This is a genomic window from Mycobacteriales bacterium (assembly GCA_040902655.1).
In the GTDB taxonomy this organism is placed as follows: Bacteria; Actinomycetota; Actinomycetes; order Mycobacteriales; family SCTD01; genus SCTD01.
This window is the reverse complement of record JBBDWV010000048.1, coordinates 1-16,826: the sequence shown is the minus strand read 5'-3', so window position 1 is coordinate 16,826 and position 16,826 is coordinate 1. Positions and strand designations below refer to the sequence as shown.

17 protein-coding genes and 1 pseudogene are annotated in these 16,826 nt (G+C 71.3%); 12 read left to right on the top strand and 6 right to left on the bottom strand.

What is annotated here, in order from left to right; all coding sequences use genetic code 11:
- From WD794_13250 to WD794_13240, 3 genes are all read left to right on the top strand, one after another.
- Window positions 1-1,034 (top strand): hypothetical protein (locus WD794_13250; GenBank protein ID MEX2291276.1); only part of this gene is annotated, 1,034 nt, incomplete at its 5' end.
- A 221-nt stretch (window positions 1,035-1,255) separates the two neighbouring features.
- The gene (locus tag WD794_13245; GenBank protein ID MEX2291275.1) at window positions 1,256-1,825 is read left to right on the top strand and encodes a dihydrofolate reductase family protein; all 570 of its coding nucleotides are present in this window, start codon (window positions 1,256-1,258) and stop codon (window positions 1,823-1,825) included.
- 306 nt (window positions 1,826-2,131) lie between these two features.
- Entirely contained in the window at window positions 2,132-2,431 is a 300-nt protein-coding gene (locus tag WD794_13240) for an MmcQ/YjbR family DNA-binding protein (GenBank protein ID MEX2291274.1), read from the top strand.
- A gap of 425 nt (window positions 2,432-2,856) precedes the next feature.
- Here WD794_13240 and WD794_13235 read toward each other — a convergent pair whose 3' ends face one another.
- The 6 genes and pseudogenes from WD794_13235 to WD794_13210 all read right to left on the bottom strand — a co-directional run bounded on the left by WD794_13235 (window position 2,857) and on the right by WD794_13210 (window position 6,937).
- Entirely contained in the window at window positions 2,857-2,979 is a 123-nt protein-coding gene (locus tag WD794_13235) for a hypothetical protein (GenBank protein MEX2291273.1), read from the bottom strand.
- A gap of 118 nt (window positions 2,980-3,097) precedes the next feature.
- A complete protein-coding gene (locus WD794_13230) occupies window positions 3,098-4,045 on the bottom strand; it encodes a toll/interleukin-1 receptor domain-containing protein (GenBank protein MEX2291272.1) in 948 nt (315 codons plus the stop codon).
- Between the two features lie 284 nt (window positions 4,046-4,329).
- Complete coding sequence (locus WD794_13225; GenBank protein MEX2291271.1) at window positions 4,330-4,905, bottom strand: hypothetical protein; 576 nt, start codon at window positions 4,903-4,905, stop codon at window positions 4,330-4,332.
- A 362-nt stretch (window positions 4,906-5,267) separates the two neighbouring features.
- Window positions 5,268-5,540: pseudogene (locus WD794_13220) on the bottom strand (histone-like nucleoid-structuring protein Lsr2).
- 45 nt (window positions 5,541-5,585) lie between these two features.
- Complete coding sequence (locus WD794_13215) at window positions 5,586-5,987, bottom strand: hypothetical protein (GenBank protein ID MEX2291270.1); 402 nt, start codon at window positions 5,985-5,987, stop codon at window positions 5,586-5,588.
- A gap of 35 nt (window positions 5,988-6,022) precedes the next feature.
- Entirely contained in the window at window positions 6,023-6,937 is a 915-nt protein-coding gene (locus WD794_13210) for an NlpC/P60 family protein (GenBank protein MEX2291269.1), read from the bottom strand.
- Between the two features lie 244 nt (window positions 6,938-7,181).
- Between WD794_13210 and WD794_13205 the strand changes: the two genes are divergently transcribed.
- Genes WD794_13205 through WD794_13165 form a run of 9 tightly spaced genes read left to right on the top strand, consistent with a single transcriptional unit; the run spans window position 7,182 to window position 16,120 of the window.
- Window positions 7,182-7,490 (top strand): hypothetical protein, encoded by a 309-nt coding sequence (locus tag WD794_13205; protein MEX2291268.1) that lies wholly within the window; start codon window positions 7,182-7,184, stop codon window positions 7,488-7,490.
- Complete coding sequence (locus WD794_13200; protein MEX2291267.1) at window positions 7,487-8,131, top strand: hypothetical protein; 645 nt, start codon at window positions 7,487-7,489, stop codon at window positions 8,129-8,131. The genes WD794_13205 and WD794_13200 overlap by 4 nt, the downstream gene beginning before the upstream one ends.
- A complete protein-coding gene (locus tag WD794_13195; GenBank protein MEX2291266.1) occupies window positions 8,118-9,395 on the top strand; it encodes a hypothetical protein in 1,278 nt (425 codons plus the stop codon). Before WD794_13200 ends, WD794_13195 begins: the two co-directional genes overlap by 14 nt.
- 2 nt (window positions 9,396-9,397) lie before the next feature.
- Window positions 9,398-10,891: an SCO6880 family protein gene (locus WD794_13190; protein ID MEX2291265.1), complete on the top strand. Its 1,494-nt coding sequence runs from the start codon at window positions 9,398-9,400 to the stop codon at window positions 10,889-10,891.
- Window positions 10,888-11,055 (top strand): hypothetical protein, encoded by a 168-nt coding sequence (locus WD794_13185; protein MEX2291264.1) that lies wholly within the window; start codon window positions 10,888-10,890, stop codon window positions 11,053-11,055. The genes WD794_13190 and WD794_13185 overlap by 4 nt, the downstream gene beginning before the upstream one ends.
- Window positions 11,052-12,326, top strand: coding sequence for an ATP-binding protein (locus WD794_13180; protein ID MEX2291263.1), 1,275 nt, complete (start codon window positions 11,052-11,054; stop codon window positions 12,324-12,326). The genes WD794_13185 and WD794_13180 overlap by 4 nt, the downstream gene beginning before the upstream one ends.
- Window positions 12,323-12,895, top strand: coding sequence for a DnaB-like helicase N-terminal domain-containing protein (locus WD794_13175; protein MEX2291262.1), 573 nt, complete (start codon window positions 12,323-12,325; stop codon window positions 12,893-12,895). Before WD794_13180 ends, WD794_13175 begins: the two co-directional genes overlap by 4 nt.
- Before the next feature lie 16 nt (window positions 12,896-12,911).
- Entirely contained in the window at window positions 12,912-15,047 is a 2,136-nt protein-coding gene (locus WD794_13170; GenBank protein ID MEX2291261.1) for a type IV secretory system conjugative DNA transfer family protein, read from the top strand.
- Window positions 15,044-16,120 carry a hypothetical protein gene (locus WD794_13165; GenBank protein MEX2291260.1) on the top strand — a complete coding sequence of 359 codons (1,077 nt, stop codon included), beginning with the start codon at window positions 15,044-15,046 and terminating at the stop codon, window positions 16,118-16,120. The genes WD794_13170 and WD794_13165 overlap by 4 nt, the downstream gene beginning before the upstream one ends.
- Window positions 16,121-16,826 lie beyond the last annotated feature (706 nt).

Genomic DNA, 16,826 nt, shown 5'->3' with positions numbered 1-16,826 from the left:
ACGAGGCACCGACCAACAGCTTGACCAAAACGTCTCACGCTGATGAGCGGATGTTGCAGGGCAGGTTCCCGCGGTTGCGGTGGTCGGAACGGCAGACTGCCGACATGATGGGCCATGACGACCAAGCTGCGACGCAGCGCGTGCGGCGGTCGGCCGGTGAGGACGTCGTGCGCGTCCTCGAGCAGGACCTCTCGCAGACCGACCTGACGACCCTCTTGATGTCTGTCGCCACGTCGCGAGCCGCAAGAGTCGCCCCCGGCAGGATTCTGACCCGCTCGGCGCGGGACCGCTTCACTCGCCCTGCCGCGAGCAACCCCAGGGTGGTGACGACGCTGGAGGCGCGGCTGTGGCAGCTGCTGCCATCGCACTTCGAAGGGCTCGAATTGTCACCCTTGGCGCCGCTCGGGATCTCGTCGGCGCTCGCCGGCGTGGCGCAGAGTCGAGTTGTCTCGACGGCCCGGGGCTCGGAGGTGGTCAGCGACGCCACCAACGTGCTGGCGCTGGAAGCGGCCCGCGGCCGAAGGGCAGGCTCTGACGCGGTGCACCTAGCCGCCAGCCACCGGGTGCTGCGGGCCCAGTACTTCCCCGACAGCACTGCCAGCGCGCACTTCCGGCTGTTCAACCTGGTGTCCAGCACGCATGACCGCGGGAGCGGGACGGCACAGGCGGCACTGCTACTGGACCACCTTCGGGCATGGACGCTGATCCTGAACGACGTGTTGGGATCGGTCCCCTGGCACGTCGGCTTCACGGTCTTCCGGCGCGGGGCGGTCAGTGAGCGCCTGATCGATACGGTCCTTCCTGCCCTCGACGGATGGAACGTGCGGACCCGGGATCTGCCCACACGGACGGGCGCCGACTACTACACCGATGTCGCCTTCAAGATTCATGTGGGGGATCCGGGCGAGGAGGTAGAGGTCGGCGACGGGGGACTGACCGACTGGACCGCACAGCTGCTCAACGACGCGAAGGAACGCACCTTGGTTTCGTGCATCGCGACGGAGCGGCTGGCAGCACTCGTCCCTTCTTTTTAGTCCCGGACGCCCGCGGCACCGCTGACGCCGCCGCATGCCTCCCGCTCCGCGGCAGAAGCGGTCGTTCGGGGACGGCCCCTGATCGCACCTTCGGGATGGGCGTCAGCAGCCGAGAGTTCGTCTCCCGGGCCCGCTCCGCGGGCACCGATGAGATCTGCTCGCCACAGTCGTCTGTGTACGGTCCGGCGAACGCGCGGCGCCCGATCAACGGAGAGCACCAGATGAGGTCACTTAGGTACTCGATCAACGTCACGCTCGACGGCTGCTGCCATCACGAGGCCGGGCTCCCCCCGGACGAGGAGTCGTTGCACTACTGGACCGCGCAGATGGAACGAGCCGATGCCCTGCTCTTCGGGCGGGTGACCTACCAGATGATGGAGTCGGCGTGGCGGCGGCCGGCCACGGGCACGTGGCCTGACTCGATGGGTGACGGGGAGATCCCGTTCGCCGAGGCCATCGACCGGGCGAAGAAGCACGTCGTGTCGAGCACGGTGAGCGAGGTCGACTGGAATACCGAGCTGGTGCGAGGCGACCTGGGGCAAGCGGTTCAGCGGCTCAAGCAGGAGCCTGGCGAGCGCCTGTGGGTGGGTGGCGTCACCCTCCCTCTTGCGCTGGCAGACCTCGGACTGATCGACGAGTACGAGTTCCTCGTGCAACCGGTGCTCGCCGGACGAGGCCCGACGCTGCTCGCCGGTCTGCGCGAGCGCATCGAGCTTGAACTCGTGGATCGCCGTGAATTCAAGTCTGGGGCGGTCGCCCTGCGGCTTCGGCCCGCTCGCGTCGCGGCCTGACCTGCTCGCTCCGGAGACCTTGACCGCTGCGTCCGGACGGCACGACGCCATGGGCCAACCGGCCGACGACGCGGTCCCCTGGAAGGCTCGTCCCGGAACCAGCCTCATGCAGCGCTCGTCTCCGTGGCCGCAGTCCTGGCCCGGTGGCGCAGAGTGCGCGGCCCAGCCATCGACGGGAACCACGCTCCGCGGCAGAAGTGGAGGCCCAGGCGCGGTCGCGGATGCGCACCGCGAATCTGTGCCTAACCTCCGGCTCAAACAGCAAGATCGCTGGACCCCCCATCCAGCAGCCGCCATCGTGAGGCTGTGACCACCGAGAGCGACGTCAGAGGCATCTGCCTGGCACTGCCTGGCGTGACGGAGCGCCTCAGCTGGGGGCGCCCGACGTGGTTCGCCCGCACCTTGATGGCTCGGATGTGGGACGACGGCGTGCTGACGGTCAAGACCTTCGAGCGTGAGGCGCTTGCTTCGACAGAGCCGGACACCTACTACTGGACCGACCATCACGATCGCTCACCGTTGTTGGTCCTGGTTCGGCTTGGTCGAGTCGACCCCGTTGACCTCGAGGAACTCCTTCAGGAGTCCTATCGGATTGCGAGCAGCTGAGAGCGCCCGGCCTACTGCTTCTCGGCAGGAACGCGGTCAGCGGCAGATGAGTGCGCCGGGGCGAGCAGATCGGTTGTCGGGCCGGTCGCCGCACGGCGTCCGAGTACCGCGAAGACACCGCCCGCTCGAGGCGAGGACGGGCCAGGTTCACCGGCACCCACGAGGGCGCCAGCATGGACATGGCCAGGCTGGACCTGCTCACCGCCCACGACGGCAAGATCGCCGAGGTCGCCCTCTTCTCCGAGGATGGACCCGCCGAGGACGCGTTCTGGCGACAGCCCCAGTAGGCCGTCCGGGAACGCAAGCAGGAACCCCCAGCGTCCGCCCGGCCCCGTGCCGTCCTACGGTGACGCCGACGGGGACGGGGCAACTACTGATTGCCCCGTCCCCGCCCTCATGCTCGGCGCCTTCCCCGGCGCCGGGCCCTACTTGCCCTTCTTCGTGCGGACGGTCTCGACGACCGCCGTGCCGGCCCGACGACGCGCCGTGCTCACGGGGATGAACTGGCCCGTGCGGGCGTCGCGTCCGACCTTGCGGGACTTCGCCATGCTCCTCTCACCTCCTCCCCTTCTTGGGCAGGTCCAGCGTGAGCGACAGGCAGCGAGATCGGGCTGCGACTCGCCGAGGCGGTGCTTGAGAACTTCCCGCCAGGTGCGGTAGTGCGCGCTAGCCCTCGTCGTCGAAGCGCAGCCGGGCCAGCCCCCGCTCGACCTCCTCGCGGTGACGCCGCGCCGCCTCGTCCCGCCTGGCAGCGGCAGCGGCCTCACGCCGCAGGTGCTCGGCGTGCTGCGCGTTCGTCACGTCGACGACCAGCTTGAGCGTCTGCTGGTGGTACTGCGCGACCTCCTCGACCGTCGTGCCGTCGAGAACGATCCGGTCGCCCGTCACCCGGGCGATGCCGCGGCGGTGCATCGTCGTGAACGACGGCGGCATGTCCCAGTTCCGGAGGAACAGCTCCGTCCAAGCCCGGTCCGGCACCCCGGACAGCCGCAGCGGCACGGTGTAGAGCGCGCTCCCCGGCGTGCCGTCGTTGCGCGGCGGGGTGATGCCGTCCCGGTCGACCTCGACGATCCGCAGCGGGCCCGCCGGCTCACGGGGCTTCTGCCACGACGGCGGCGGCACCGGCCTCGCTGCAGGGGTCGGCTTCCCGGGCGTCGGACGGGCCTCGGGAGCCCGCCGTCGCGGCGGCAGCGGCGCGGGCGGCTCAAGGTGCCGGCGGATGTCCCGGAGGAGCCGCTCGACCGCGTCGGGCACGTCGTCGGGGTCCACCTCCAGGTGCACCTTGTCCTTGAGCGTGGGCGGCATCTCCACGTCCCCTACCCGGAGCGGCATCACCGTGACGCCCTGCCGCTTGACCTCGCCGGTCATCGCCAGGCTGATCTCCTTGCGGCACCAGTCGCTGCCCACGCTGGCCGCGCTCACCAGCGCGACCACGAAGTCCACCCGGTCGAGCGCCTCGCTGATGCTCTGCACCAGGCTGTCGCCGACCCGGAGCTCGCCCTCGTCGATCCAGACCCGGCAGCCGCGCGCGTGCAGCCCCTCGGCCAGCCCGCGCGCCAACGGCTTGTCCTTCCAGGAGTAGCTCAGGAAGACGCTCGCCAGGTGCTCGGTCACCCCCACATGGTCCCAGCCTCACAGCCCGCTGGCGGGAAGGCACACCAGGGCTCCAGCGACACCTGCCTACAGAGGACTGCTCTGCCTAGTGCTGCCCAGCAAACGACCCGCCGCCGGCCTTCCGGCGACTGCGGTTCAGGACCCTGCCCCTGCGGGCGGGGCTGTCCTGGCCCAGGCGACGTGGCGCGGGCGACGGGCCGGCTGCGAGCCCGAGGTTCCCTCGCGCGGGGCCCCCGCCCGCTATCCCCCGACGGTCCCTGTGGACGAGGTCTGCCGACGGCGCGCTACAGCAAGAGGCTGCCTCCGACGAGGCGGAGGTCCTCGACCGACTCGGTGTCGCTAGTGACCACTGCCTCGAAGTCGAGCTCGACCGGCACGCCGCGCACCACCGCGACGAGGGAGTCGTGCCGGTTCAGGTCGGGCTCGATGATCTCGACGAGCCCGCTCGCCTCGCTGGCGATCGCGTCGCCCTTCGCCATGACGCCCTGCACGAAGAGCTCTGCCTCGGCCTGAGCGTTGGAGGCTGTCGCCCCGCCCTCGAACGTCTCCACCTCGAAGACGCTCACGGCGGCGTCGTTGATCTCCAGGCGCTCGATCGTCGCTTCCGCCACCCGCATCCCGTCCAGCAGCAGGACACCTCCGCCAGCACCGGCGCCTCCGAGGACGCCGAACACCGACGTGACCTCCTCGCCCAGCCTGTCCTCGCAGGCGCCGCTGAGGTTCGCCGCGACCAGGTCGTCATGCGACGGGATCTCGTACGGCGGTGCACCGGCCAGTTGCCGGCGGGCCGAGGTGTACGACTGTCCGGTCGCCGCGCCGAGCGCACGCGCTGCCTGCTTGTTCTTCCGGTTCTTGGTCATCCTGAGTCCTCACAGCCACGACCCACGCCCGCGGCCGAGGTAGGTGACCGACGGAACCACTGCACGCGATTCGGAGGAACCTTGTCCATCGTTGCCACGTCCCGGCGTAGGCGGAATGCGGCTCGGAGGCGGGCCAGCGTGGACGGCCAACGCCAAGGTACGCCCGACGCCCGCCGAGGGCAACGAAGAACGGCTCCGCACCCCTTCCTCAACTACCGGTTCACAGAGGACTGCTCTATCTAGTCCCGGGCCGGTAGTCGGTTCTCTCGGGTTGAGCCGGTTGTGGCGCTCAGCGCGACGTCCGCTACTCGGCAGATCCGGATGTCCCGCAAGCGGGATTCTCCTGCCCCAGGCTGCCGCTACTACGAGACGCGAGCTCGTACTCGTCGACCGGTGCCAGTGGCACCGCTTACCGGGGACGCGGCGATGCGGTAGTCGCCCGTGGTGAGGGTGGAGGGGCGGGCACTGGCGGCCCGTGCTCCTTCGTACTCCGAGGTTGTTCCGGCCGCCTCGGACTGGTACGCCGCCAGCACCGCCGGTGAAAGGCGCCCGCGGTCACCGACCTCGAGCCCCTGCTCACGAGCCCACTGGCGGATCACGGCCGTGGATGCATCAGATCTCATGCAGCCAGTCTGCCTGAGCGTCCCGCGATGTGCCGCAGGGTTGGACTCGTCGCGCTGCTATTCGCGGCCGCGGCCGCGCTCGACCTGCCCGGCACCCGAGACCAGCTGCTGTACTGCCTCCCCCTGCGCCGGGCTCAAGCCGATCGGCGGCGATCCGGGCTTCTCGATCTGCAAGGCGTCGTAGAGCTCCCGCTGGCCAGTGACCCACGCCCGGAACTCGTCGCGCAGTTGGCGCTCCGGTGCGTCCAGCACGTCAGCGACCTCGGGCCAGGTCGCACCCGCGTTCAACGACGCCAGGATGTCGACCTGCCGGCCGTTGTTCACGTACCGACTGATGGCCTCGCTCACGGCCAGCCGTTCCAGGGCCTGGCCGGTGTCGACAGTCTGACCGTCGAGTCGGACGCGGACGCTGATGTCGAGCAGGTCCAGGTAGCGGGTCGAGAGGTCCCGAAGGCTCATCCAGGCCAGATCCCGAGCCGTTCTCGCATGCTCGTTCATCCCGTGATCCCGATCGGACGCACGGCGCCGATGTAGCCCGGCCGATCGATGGACGCGTAGCGGATGAGGGTCCCCGTCCGGGCCGCTTCGATCATCCGGCCGTCACCGACGTAGAGCCCGAGGTGGTGGATGGTCGCCGGGTCGTTGACGTCGTCGGCGTAGAAGATGAGGTCACCGGGCTGCAGCTGCGCCTTCGGGACGTGCGGGCCGTCCCAGAACTGCTCGCGGCTGGTCCTGCGTAGCTGAACACCGGCCGCGGCATACGCCGCCTGGGTCAGACCCGAGCAGTCGTAGAGCGGCCCTGCCCCGCCCCACTGGTACGGCAAGCCGAGCTTGCTCTGGGCGAAGGTGATCGCGACCTGCGCCGCTCCGGAGGGGGCGGGCAGCGACACCCACTGGGTGTAGGCGGCCGCCTGGGCCAGCACGTCGGCCACGTACCAGTCAGCATGGTTGTAGGCGAAGATCGCGTCGGACAGTCGGGCCGGCTCGCCGGCTCCGTTGGCGCAGAGGTAGTCCGCTGCGGCCGGGACGGCGTCTGCGGCGTCGTACACGTCGGTCGTGCCGTTCGCGTCCCCATCGACGCCGTACGCCGACCAGGTGTCCCCGGCCTTGCCACCGATCCCGAACTGCATCGGTCCGGCGGCTCCCGCGACGTTGCTGCCCGAGCGGACCCCGGGTGCGGTGGACCGTCCGTGATCGCTCTCGATCTTCCCGATGGCGGCCAGGACGGCCCAGGGCAAGCCCGGGCAGCGCGCAGCGCTCCGCTGGTAGAGGGCGAGCAGGTCCGGGGGGATGTCGACGAGCGCGTCCGTGCTCGCCGTGGCCATCGCCGGGGATCCGCCGGCCACCACGGCCATCACCGGCGTGACGGCGAAGATCCCCACGGCGGCCAGCGACAGGGCCGCCTTCACCGCCTGTCCCTGGCGGTCGTGTGCATGCGAGTCACCTCTCGAGAGCCGCGGATGTCCGGCTCCGTGACCGTTCTCGCAGGCGTTGCCGATCCGGTTGCCGCCGCCCGACGGCGCTGGTTGCCGGCCAACGCGCCCGCTCCTGGCAACGGCGGCGGCAATGACAGAACGGAACCTCCCTGCGCCGGCCCACTGCCGGGCGCCACCGCCGCACGGGTGGGGCGAGCGACAGCTCGGGAGGAACCGCATGGCCACACCGGACCCGATCGCCACCCTCGTGGTGGCGGTCTCCGCCGTCCCAGACCCGTCCGGCCTGCCCGGCGGCGCCGCCCTCCAGAAGATGGTCAACGGGCTGGTCTTCCTCGGGCTGATCGGCTGCGTCGCGGCGGTCGTCGCCGGCGGCGCGACGTGGTTCCTCGGGTCGCAGGCCGGCAACTACAACGCGTCTCTCGGCGGGCGCCGCGCTGCGGTGGGGGGCGTCGTCGGCGCCCTGGTCATCGGGGCCGCGGCCGCGATCGTCAACTTCTTCTATGCCGCCGGGGCGACGGTCCGATGAGGTTCCGAGCCGCCGTCACGGCGAGTGCTCTCCTGCTGGCGAGCACCGCCTGCAGCAAAGGCACCACCGCCGAGCCCCTTGCCCCGCGCGCCCCACTGGACGGCCCGACCCGCCTCGAAGCGGAGGTACCGGTCGGCTACCCCCAAAGTCCCGACGGCGCCCGCACTGCCGCCATCCGCTACGTCGCTGTGCTTGGTGGTGCTCTGGGCTTGGACCCCTCTCGACGGGATCTGGCGTTGGCAGCCGTCAGCCGCAACGGCCAGCCGCCACCGGCCATCATGGCGCGCTGGGCGACGCGCCCGAACGTCGAGCGGGCGACCGGCGTGCAGGACGCGCTGCGGTCGGGTTCGCCGGTCGTCGCCGCCGCTGTCCCGGTCATGTCGCGCGTGACGGCGTACGACGATCACGCCGCCACGGTGGCCGTGTGGGTGGCCGCGGTCCTCGGCACGGAACGGCTGGGGAGCCTCGACCAGTCCTGGTCGACCGAGACGGTGACGCTGCAGTGGTCCGGCGACTGGAAGCTGGTGGCGTACGAGAGCGCGCCGGGTCCGATACCGGCGCTGCACCAGCCGGTCACATCGCTGGCCGAGGCCCTGGCCGCGACCCAAGGCATGGCGGGAATCTTCGATGTCGCCCCGTAGGGCCCTGTCCCTCGCCGTCCTCGTGCTGGCGGCCCTGCTCGTGCCGGTGGCTCCTGCCGGCGCTGCACCGGCGGCGCCGCCGCCTCCGGCGGTGAGCCCATGCCAGTTCCTGCCGGTCGTCGTACAGCCCGCCTGCTACGCGCGCGAGGAGGTCGGTGCTGTCCTGGAAGGCGACGGTGGATTCATCGGAAACTCGGTCGGGGCGGTCGCGGATGCTTTCGGCAACAGCGCGATGGAAGCGCTGACCGCCTTCGTCGTCGAAGGGGCGGTGTGGTTCCTGACCGCGATCACGGAGGCGGTGACGAGCTCGACGACGGTCGCGGTCACCTCGACGTGGTTCACCGAGCACTACACCGTGATGACCGGCCTCGCCGCGATGTTCGCCCTGCTGTTCCTGCTGCTCTCCGCGGCGGGCACCGTCTTCCACCAGGATCCGGGGCGGTTGGCACGCGCGGTTGTCGCGGTCGGTATCGCGGGATTGGGAACGGCAGCCGCCACCACCGTCACCCAACTCCTGCTGGTCGTCAGTGACGAGCTCTCTGTGCTGATCGCGGGCACCCTGGTCGGCGACCTGGAGCAGGCCATGACCGGTGCGACGCGTAACTTGTCCGATCTGACGCTGATCACCCCGGTTCCAGCGTTCGCCACCCTGATCGCGGGGATCGTCGCGGCGTTCGCCGCCGTCCTGATCTGGGTGGAGCTGCTGCTGCGCGGCGTGGCCATCTACGCCACGCTGCTGTTCTTCCCCATCGCCCTTGCCGGTCTGGCCTGGGAGCCGAGCCGGCGGTGGGCTCGCCGCCTGGCAGAGCTGCTGACGGCACTGATCTTCGCGAAGTTCGTGATCGTGGCGATCCTGTCGCTGGCCGCAGGAGCCCTGGCAGCCGGCGGTGAGGGATACGCCGGGGTGCTGTCAGGTGCTGCGCTACTGCTCGTCGCGGCCTTCGCGCCCTTCCTGCTTCTCCGGGTCATCGGTGTCTTCGAGGTCGCCGTCGCGGCGGGGGCACTGGAAGGCGCCCGCCAACGCGGGACCCGCCCCGTCACACATGGCGGGCAGACCGCGATGTACGCCGTCCAACGCCACCGCGCCCTGTCCGCCCACCGCGGTGTGACGGTCGCGGCAGCCGCGCCGTGGGCTGCGGCCGGCGCTCTGGCAGCCGGCGGTGCCGCCGCCGGACGCAGTGCAGCCGGCGCAGCCACCGGAACTCTCGCGGCAATCCCGCCGGCCGGCTCTCCCGCCAGCCCGTCTATCAGCAGGGGAGCCTGACCATGACCGCCGCAACCGAAGCCCCACCCAAGGCCGGCGTCTACCGGTTTGGACCACGTGAGACCCGTGGCGTCCTGCTGGGTCTGCGCGCGGGGCAGCTGGCGTTCTTGCTCACCGGCGCGATCGCCGTCGTCGGTGGGCTTGCCGTCGGACCTCTCGGAACGCTCGCCGGAGTCGTCGTGCTCCTGGTGATGGCGACCGCAGCCCTGGTGCCGGTCGCCGGCCGGACGGCGGAGCAGTGGCTGCCGGCGCTCGCCGCTCATCAACTCTCCCGGCTCGCTGACGGCGGCCGTACGTACTGGCGGCCGCGGCGGCGAGCCCCTTCCGGCGCGCCGGTCGCGCTCGGCCTGCCAGGATCGCTCGCCCGCCTCGTCATGATCGAGCCGAAGGTCGACGGCGGCCGGACGGTCGGCGTCATCCGCGACCCGTCCGCGGGCACACTGACCGCTGTTGCAGCGGTGCGGGGTTCGACTTTCGCGCTCGCCGATGCTGCGGACAAGGACCGTCGCGTGGCTGCCTGGGGAGCGCTGCTCGCGGGCGTCGCCCGCGACGGCTCCCCGGTCCGGCGACTGGCCTGGCTGGAGTGCACCCTTCCTGACCCGGGCGACGCCCCCGAGCGGTTCTGGACCGAGGCGGGAGGCAGGGGGAGCGCGACCGCTGCCGCGTCCTACCGCTCGTTGATCGAGGCGGCCAGCCCGGTCACGCAGGCGCACGAGACCCACCTGGTGGTCCAGCTCGACGAGCGCCGCACGCGTCGGTCCTCCCGGCCGATGGCAGGAGACCCCGACGGCGGTACGGCGGCGCTGATGCGGGAGCTGGCCGCCGTCCAGGAGCAGCTCCTGCGAGCCGGCCTCGAACTCGCCGGCTGGCTCCCGCCCCGGGCGCTGGCTGCTGTCGTGCGTACCAGCTACGAGCCGAGCGCCAGCCGTACCCTGGCCCGCCGCACCGACGGTGACGGCGAAGGCGCCGGCGTCGACGTGGCCGCGGCCGGACCGATGGCCACCGAGAACGCGTGGGCGCACTACCGCACCGATGACGCCTGGCATGTGACGTACTGGATCTCGGAGTGGCCGAGGCTGCCGGTGGGCGCCGACTTCCTCGCCCCCCTGCTGTTGACCACCTCCTGCCGCAGGACCGTCGCGGTCGTCGCCGAACCGGTCGACCCGCGTCGTGCCGCTCGCGAGACCCGCGCGGCCCGCACCGCCGAGCTCGCCAACGCCGCGCTGCGCGCGCGGATGGGGCAGGTGACCACCGAGCGGACCCGTACAGAGGCAGCCGACATCGAGGAGCGCGAGGCCGAGCTGGTCGCCGGCCACGCGGCCTACCGGTTCAGCGGCTACATCACCGTGAGCGGCCGCAGCCTGCAGGAGCTCGAGGACGGCTGCGGGCAGGTCGAGCAGGCCGCACACCGGGCGTTCCTGGAGCTCCGGCGGTTGTACGGCCAGCAGGACGAGGCGTTCACCTTCACCCTGCCGCTCGCCCGGGGGCTTCGATGACCACGAGCTCGGAGCCGGCGACCCGCTCCCCCGCCCTGCAGCAGGTGCTGGACGACCTGGAGGCCGAGCGCTACCGACCCGTACCTCCCCCGCCACCACCGACGCCGGAAGAAGTCGACACCATCGCCCGCAGGCTGGCGCTGCTGGTCGGCGAGCCGACGTGAACCTCGCCCGGCCGGCACGGCTCCCGGTGCACCGCGCCACCACGGCCACGCTGCAGGCCGCGTACCCCTTCATGGCCGAGGCCGGACTCGGCAGCCGCGGCACCTACATCGGCCGTGACCTGTTCGGCGGGTCGTTCTGCTTCGACCCCTTCGAGCTCTACGCGGCGGGACAGCTGACCAACCCGAACCTGCTCGTCGTCGGCCAGGTCGGCTCCGGCAAGTCCAGCTTCGTCAAGACGTTCCTGTGGCGCCAGCAGACCTTCGGCCGCGCGGCCTGGGTCGCCGATCCGAAGGGCGAGTACGGCGACCTGGCCGCCGCGTGCGACACGACGCCGCTGCGGCTCGGCCCCGGGCAGCCGACCCGGCTCAACCCGCTCGACACCGGGCCGGCGGACGTCGACGTGCCTCCTGCCGAAGTGGCCGGGCGGCGACTGCGGCTGCTGCTGGCCCTGGCCAGCACCGCGCTGGACCGGCCGCTGGTGCCTGTCGAGCACGCGGCGTTGGACCTCGCCCTGCGGGCGATCACCACGGCGACTGGCCGCGCGCCGATCCTGCCCGACCTCGTCGAGGCCCTGCTCGCCCCCTCGGCCGAGGCGGCCTCCTCCCTGCGCATGGAGGTGGCGGCGCTGACCGAGGCGTCACGCGACGTCGCGCTCGTGATGCGCCGGATGTGCACGGGTGACCTGGCCGGCATGTTCGACGCGCCGACCACGGTGGACCCTCGCGACCTCGCGGGTCCGCTGATGGTGCTCGACCTCGCCGAGGTCTACCAGCACAACCGCGACGCGCTGCCGCTGGTCATGACCTGCGCGACGGCCTGGCTGCAGGCGGCCGTCCACGCGACCGACGCGGCCAGGCGCTACGTCGTCGTCGACGAGGCCTGGGCCCTGCTGTCCTCGCTCGGTACGGCGCGGTGGCTGCAGCAGTCCTACAAGCTGGCGCGGGCGCACGGCGTCGCCAACCTCGCCGTACTGCACCGGCTCTCGGATTTGACGGCTGCCGGACCGGCCGGGTCGGAGCAGGCGCTGCTCGCCCGGGGACTGCTGGCCGACGCCGGCACCCGCGTCGTCTACACCCAGCCGGTCAGTGAGGTCAGCCAGGCGCGCGAGCTGCTCGCGCTGACCAGCACCGAGGCCGAGCTGCTGCCGCACCTGCCGCAGGGCACAGCTCTCTGGAAGGTGGGGGTCCGCTCCTTCGTCGTGGAGCACCGCCGCAGCGCTGCGGAGCTGGCGATGACGGACACCGATGCCCGGATGCTGGCCGACCGATGACCGCCCAACAACGCCCGTGGGGAGCGGAGCCGGCAGAGCCACCGCAGGACATCCCGGCCGAGCAGGCCGTGCTCGGCGCGATCCTGCTCAGCGCCGAAGTCGCGAGCCGGCTGCTGCCCCGGCTGCGGACCGAGCAGTTCCACCGGCCCGCGCACGGCGAGCTGCTCGGCGTCATGCAGCACCTGAACGACCGAGGCGACCCCGTCGACCCACTGACGGTGCACGCCGAGCTGCGTCGCCGCGGTCGGCTCCAGTTCGGCGAGCGCAAGGCCGCCGTCGTACTGCACGACCTACTCGCCGCGACACCGACGGTGGCCAACGCGGGGCACTACGCCTGCATCGTCGCCGAGACCGCCGCTCGCCGCCGGGCCGTCGAGGCAGGGGTGCGGCTCGTCCAGCTCGCCGGCGCCGGCCACGGCGATCTCGACGAGCTGATGTCCGGCGCGGTCCACGAGCTGGCGTGCCTGCGCGCGGCCGTCGAGCGACACCACGCACTGGTCCCCCCGGCCCGCGAGCCGTCGCCCGTCGACCGTCCGCTGCGCGCCGTCGGCCTCTCCGACCGTTGCTGAGCTCGAGGAGTCAGGAATGCGCCCCCACCCACGACCCGGCCGGGCCGGGACGACTGAGGACCTGGTCACCGCCGCCGTGGCGTGCCTGCTGGGAGCAGTGCTGCTGGTCGGCTTGCTGGTGTGGACTGCGGGGCAGCTCGCTGGTCGCCTCACGCACGGACGATGGCCGCAGGTCCCCTTCGCGGAGGCAGGCAGCGTCGCGCTGGCGCTTCCCGGGCACCTGGCCGATCCCGCGTCCAGCTGGCCTGCGTCGGCGCGCGATCAGCTCGCCGGTTCGGTCGCGTTCTACGTCGTCCTGACCGGTCTCGTGCTCGTGCTGCTCGCCGGCCTGATCGGCGCGGCAGTCGTCGTCGCCCGCCTTCGGCGTAGGCCCGATCCTCGCGCCGAGCGCGATCGATCATCAGCCTGGGCGACGCGGCGGCAGGTCCCGCATCTCGTCGTCCGTCGTAGCGAGCGCGGCCGGATCCTGCTCGGCCGCCTGGGCCGGCGCGGCCCCCTGATCGCCGCCGAGGCACGTCGTTCGGTCCTGGTCGTCGCGCCGACGCAGGCCGGCAAGACCAGCCGGCTCGTCGTACCCGGTGTGCTGCGCTGGGACGGGCCGCTGGTCGTGACCTCGGTGAAGAGCGACGTGCTGCGACTGACCTACGACGAGCGACTCCGCCGCGGTCGGGTGCACGTCTTCGACCCGACCGGACAGACCGGCTACCCGACAGCCAAGTGGAGCCCGCTGCTGGCCTGCACCGACTACCCGGCCGCCGAGCAGGTCGCCTCCTGGCTCGTCGAGGCCGCCGGGGACGCGCGGGCCGGCGACAACGCGCGATTCTGGGAGAGCCTGGGCGCCAAACTCCTCGGCCCGCTGCTGTTCGCCGCTGCGCATGCCGGTGGCGGCGTACGACAGGTGTCATCGTGGGTCGACCGGCGCGAGACGAAGCAGGTGACCGAGCTCCTCGGCTACCTGGCCGACGTCGATGCCCTCGACGCGTGGGCGGCCACCTGCGCCCGCGAGGAGCGGCAACGCGACTCCGTCTACGCGACCGCCGAGTCGATCCTCAAGGCGTTCGCCAGCCCGTCCGCCCGCGGCGCCACCGACGTCGTCGGGGCAGACCACCTCGCCGGCCGGGTGATCGACGTACGCCGGCTCGTCACCGAGAGCGAGACGCTCTACCTCGTCGCCCCGGCGCACGCGCAGGCCCGGTTGCGGCCGCTGTTCGAAGCCTTGGTGCAGGCGGTGCTCCGGGCGGCCCAGGACCTGTACGCCTCGACCGGTCAGCCTCTCGACCCAGCGCTGCTGCTCATGCTCGACGAGGCCGCGAACATCGCCCCGCTGCGGGAGCTGGCGACCTACGCCTCGACGGGCGCTGGTCAGGGCATCCAGATCTGCTCGGTCTGGCAGGACCTCGCGCAGATCCAGGCGATCTACGGTCGGAACGCGGCCACGGTGGTCAACAACCACACCGCCCGAGTCTTCCTCCCTGGCTCGGCCGACCTCGCCACCCTCGACCAGACCTCCCGGATGATCGGCGAGTTCGAGCGCGAACGGACCTCGGTGAGCATCGGCGGCGACGGACACCGCAGCATCAGCACCTCCTCGTCGCAGATGAAGGTCGCCCCGGTCGAGTACTTGCGGCAGCTGCCCACCGGCAGCGCTGTCGTGCTGTACGGCCGGGAGCCGGCGCTGCGGCTGCACACCACCGCCTGGTTCGACGACCCGGCGCTGCGGCGCCTCGTCGTGCCGGACGCGGTTCGACCTGTGGACACGGTTGGGGCGGCAGCTGCTTGTCCACAGGCTGGCGGCGCCCCTGTTGTGGCGGCGGCCGAAAGTGCTCCTACTGAGGGTGACCTGCCCAGCGCGCCGATCGGCGCCCGGTTACCCCAGGAGCCTGACATGTGCGACCACGAACGCTCATTGCTCTCTGTCGTGCCGACCGGCCCGTCGCTGCTCGACCGGCTGGCGGAGGTGCCCGGGACTGATCGCTACCTCGACGTCACGTCCGGCCGCGGGTACACGATCCACCACGCCGTCGACGGAACGCCGATCCCGGTGCCGCTGGAGATGACCGAAGCCGAGCGCGAGCAGATCGACCGGCGAAGCGACGCGTACCAGGCCGAGCTGCTGCTTCTCGCGGACAAGCCACCGGACGACGCGCCATGAGCGGCGGTGCCGAGTCGGCGGTGCTCGATCCGGCGGGCATCGTCGCCGCGCTGGAACGCCATCAGGTCCGCTACGTCATCATCGGCGGAGTCGCGGCACAGCTGCACGGATCCCCCGCACCGACGCGTGGCCTCGACCTCACGCCGGAGCGGTCGGCGCCGAACCTTGCACGGCTGGCCGCGGCGCTGGCGTCGGTCGAGGCGCAGGAGTGGGTCCCCGGCTTCGGCTACCCGCTCCAGCTGCCGATGGACCGACGTCGCCTGGCCGGTGATCGCGTCCTGCTGAGCCAGACGCGGTACGGACGGGTTGACGTCGTGCCGGCGCCCCACGGAGTGCCGGACGGGTATGACGAACTGGATCCACGGGCGCGAAGGGTATCCGCCTACGGCAGGGAGCTTCCCGTCGCGTGCCTCGACGACCTGGTGCGCTCACACGGGGCTGCGAGTCGCGCCAAGGACAAGCTGGCCCTCGCTCGGCTGATCGACCTCAGGTTGGGCAGCCAGGAGCGAAGTCTGCCGCCACACCTGCTGCGCCCGGCTGCCTCGCTGGAGCCGCCGGCACCTCCGACGCTTCACGACGCTTTGGCTGCTTCTGAACGTCTCGCGGCTGTGTTCGACGACATCCGCCCTCAGCTGGCCTACGTGCGGCGGGAGCTGTACCGAGCTGTAGACAGCGTCATGTACGGCGACGCGGCCAGCACTCGTGACGCCATCGATCGGGCACACCACGCGGCGAGCAACGCCCAGGCCGATGTCCGGCGCTTGCGGGGTGATTTCCTGAAGCGGCCAGGCGAGATCACGCTCACGGCAGTAGCGCGGAACGACGACCCAGGCTCAATCCTTACCAACCAGGCGGATCAGGAACTTCGGGCTGCGCTGCGACTTCTCACCTCGACTGCGACGCAGCCACAGGGACCGCACCAGGACGAAGCCCGCGACCGCCTCATCGAGGCTCGGGTGCACGTAGCGACGGCGGACAACCACCTCGATCTGCTGCAGATCCAGCTCGAACATCTCGCTCGGGGGTGGGAACGCGATGCTCGCAGAGGCCAAGAGCGATCGGGCAGGGAGTGAGAATCACGCCGCGACTTGGCTGAGGCGAACGGGTCCTGATTGTCGGTCTGACCCGCTAGCGTCCGGTTGGACAAGCGCGCAAGGCTGGGTGAGCTGGGAAGCAGGGCTGTGGATAACGTCGTCGAGGGGTCCTGGCTGGAGGACGCGCTCATCCACCGCACGACCCTCCCGGCACCAACGGAGGCAAACAGACGACAGCGTCTCTCCGTGCCGATGGCGTCCCTGAGGACGGAACGTGATCGGCTCGCCCGAGGCGGGCGTAGTCATGAGCCATCGGAGCTGCTCCCGGCGTTCGTCACGGTCACGACTGAAGTCCACGGCTCGGGCGAAGCCAGCACTTGCTGAGATGGTCACGGGCAGCACGGACAACGAGTCGACGTCAACGACGTCCATGACCACCTCTGAACCGATTCGGGCGCACAGGGGGACGATCGCGACGACCCGTTGCCGGACTGCTTGCCGCCCTGGGCTGTGCTGGGACCGGGTGCCCGCTGACGCCGCGCCCGGCCGTGAACCTGGTTGGTGGTGGCCGCACGGCCTTGGCTTCGCCACCGACCCCGTACTGGGCGGTGGCGATCCAGCCGCGTGCCGACTCGCGGCAACAGGCGCGGCAACTGACGACGGCGGGAGGGCCGAGCTGCGTGCAGCAGGCCTAGTGCCGCATCAGGCAACCTTCGCCCTCTTGATCGTTTCGGCCTTTGTGACC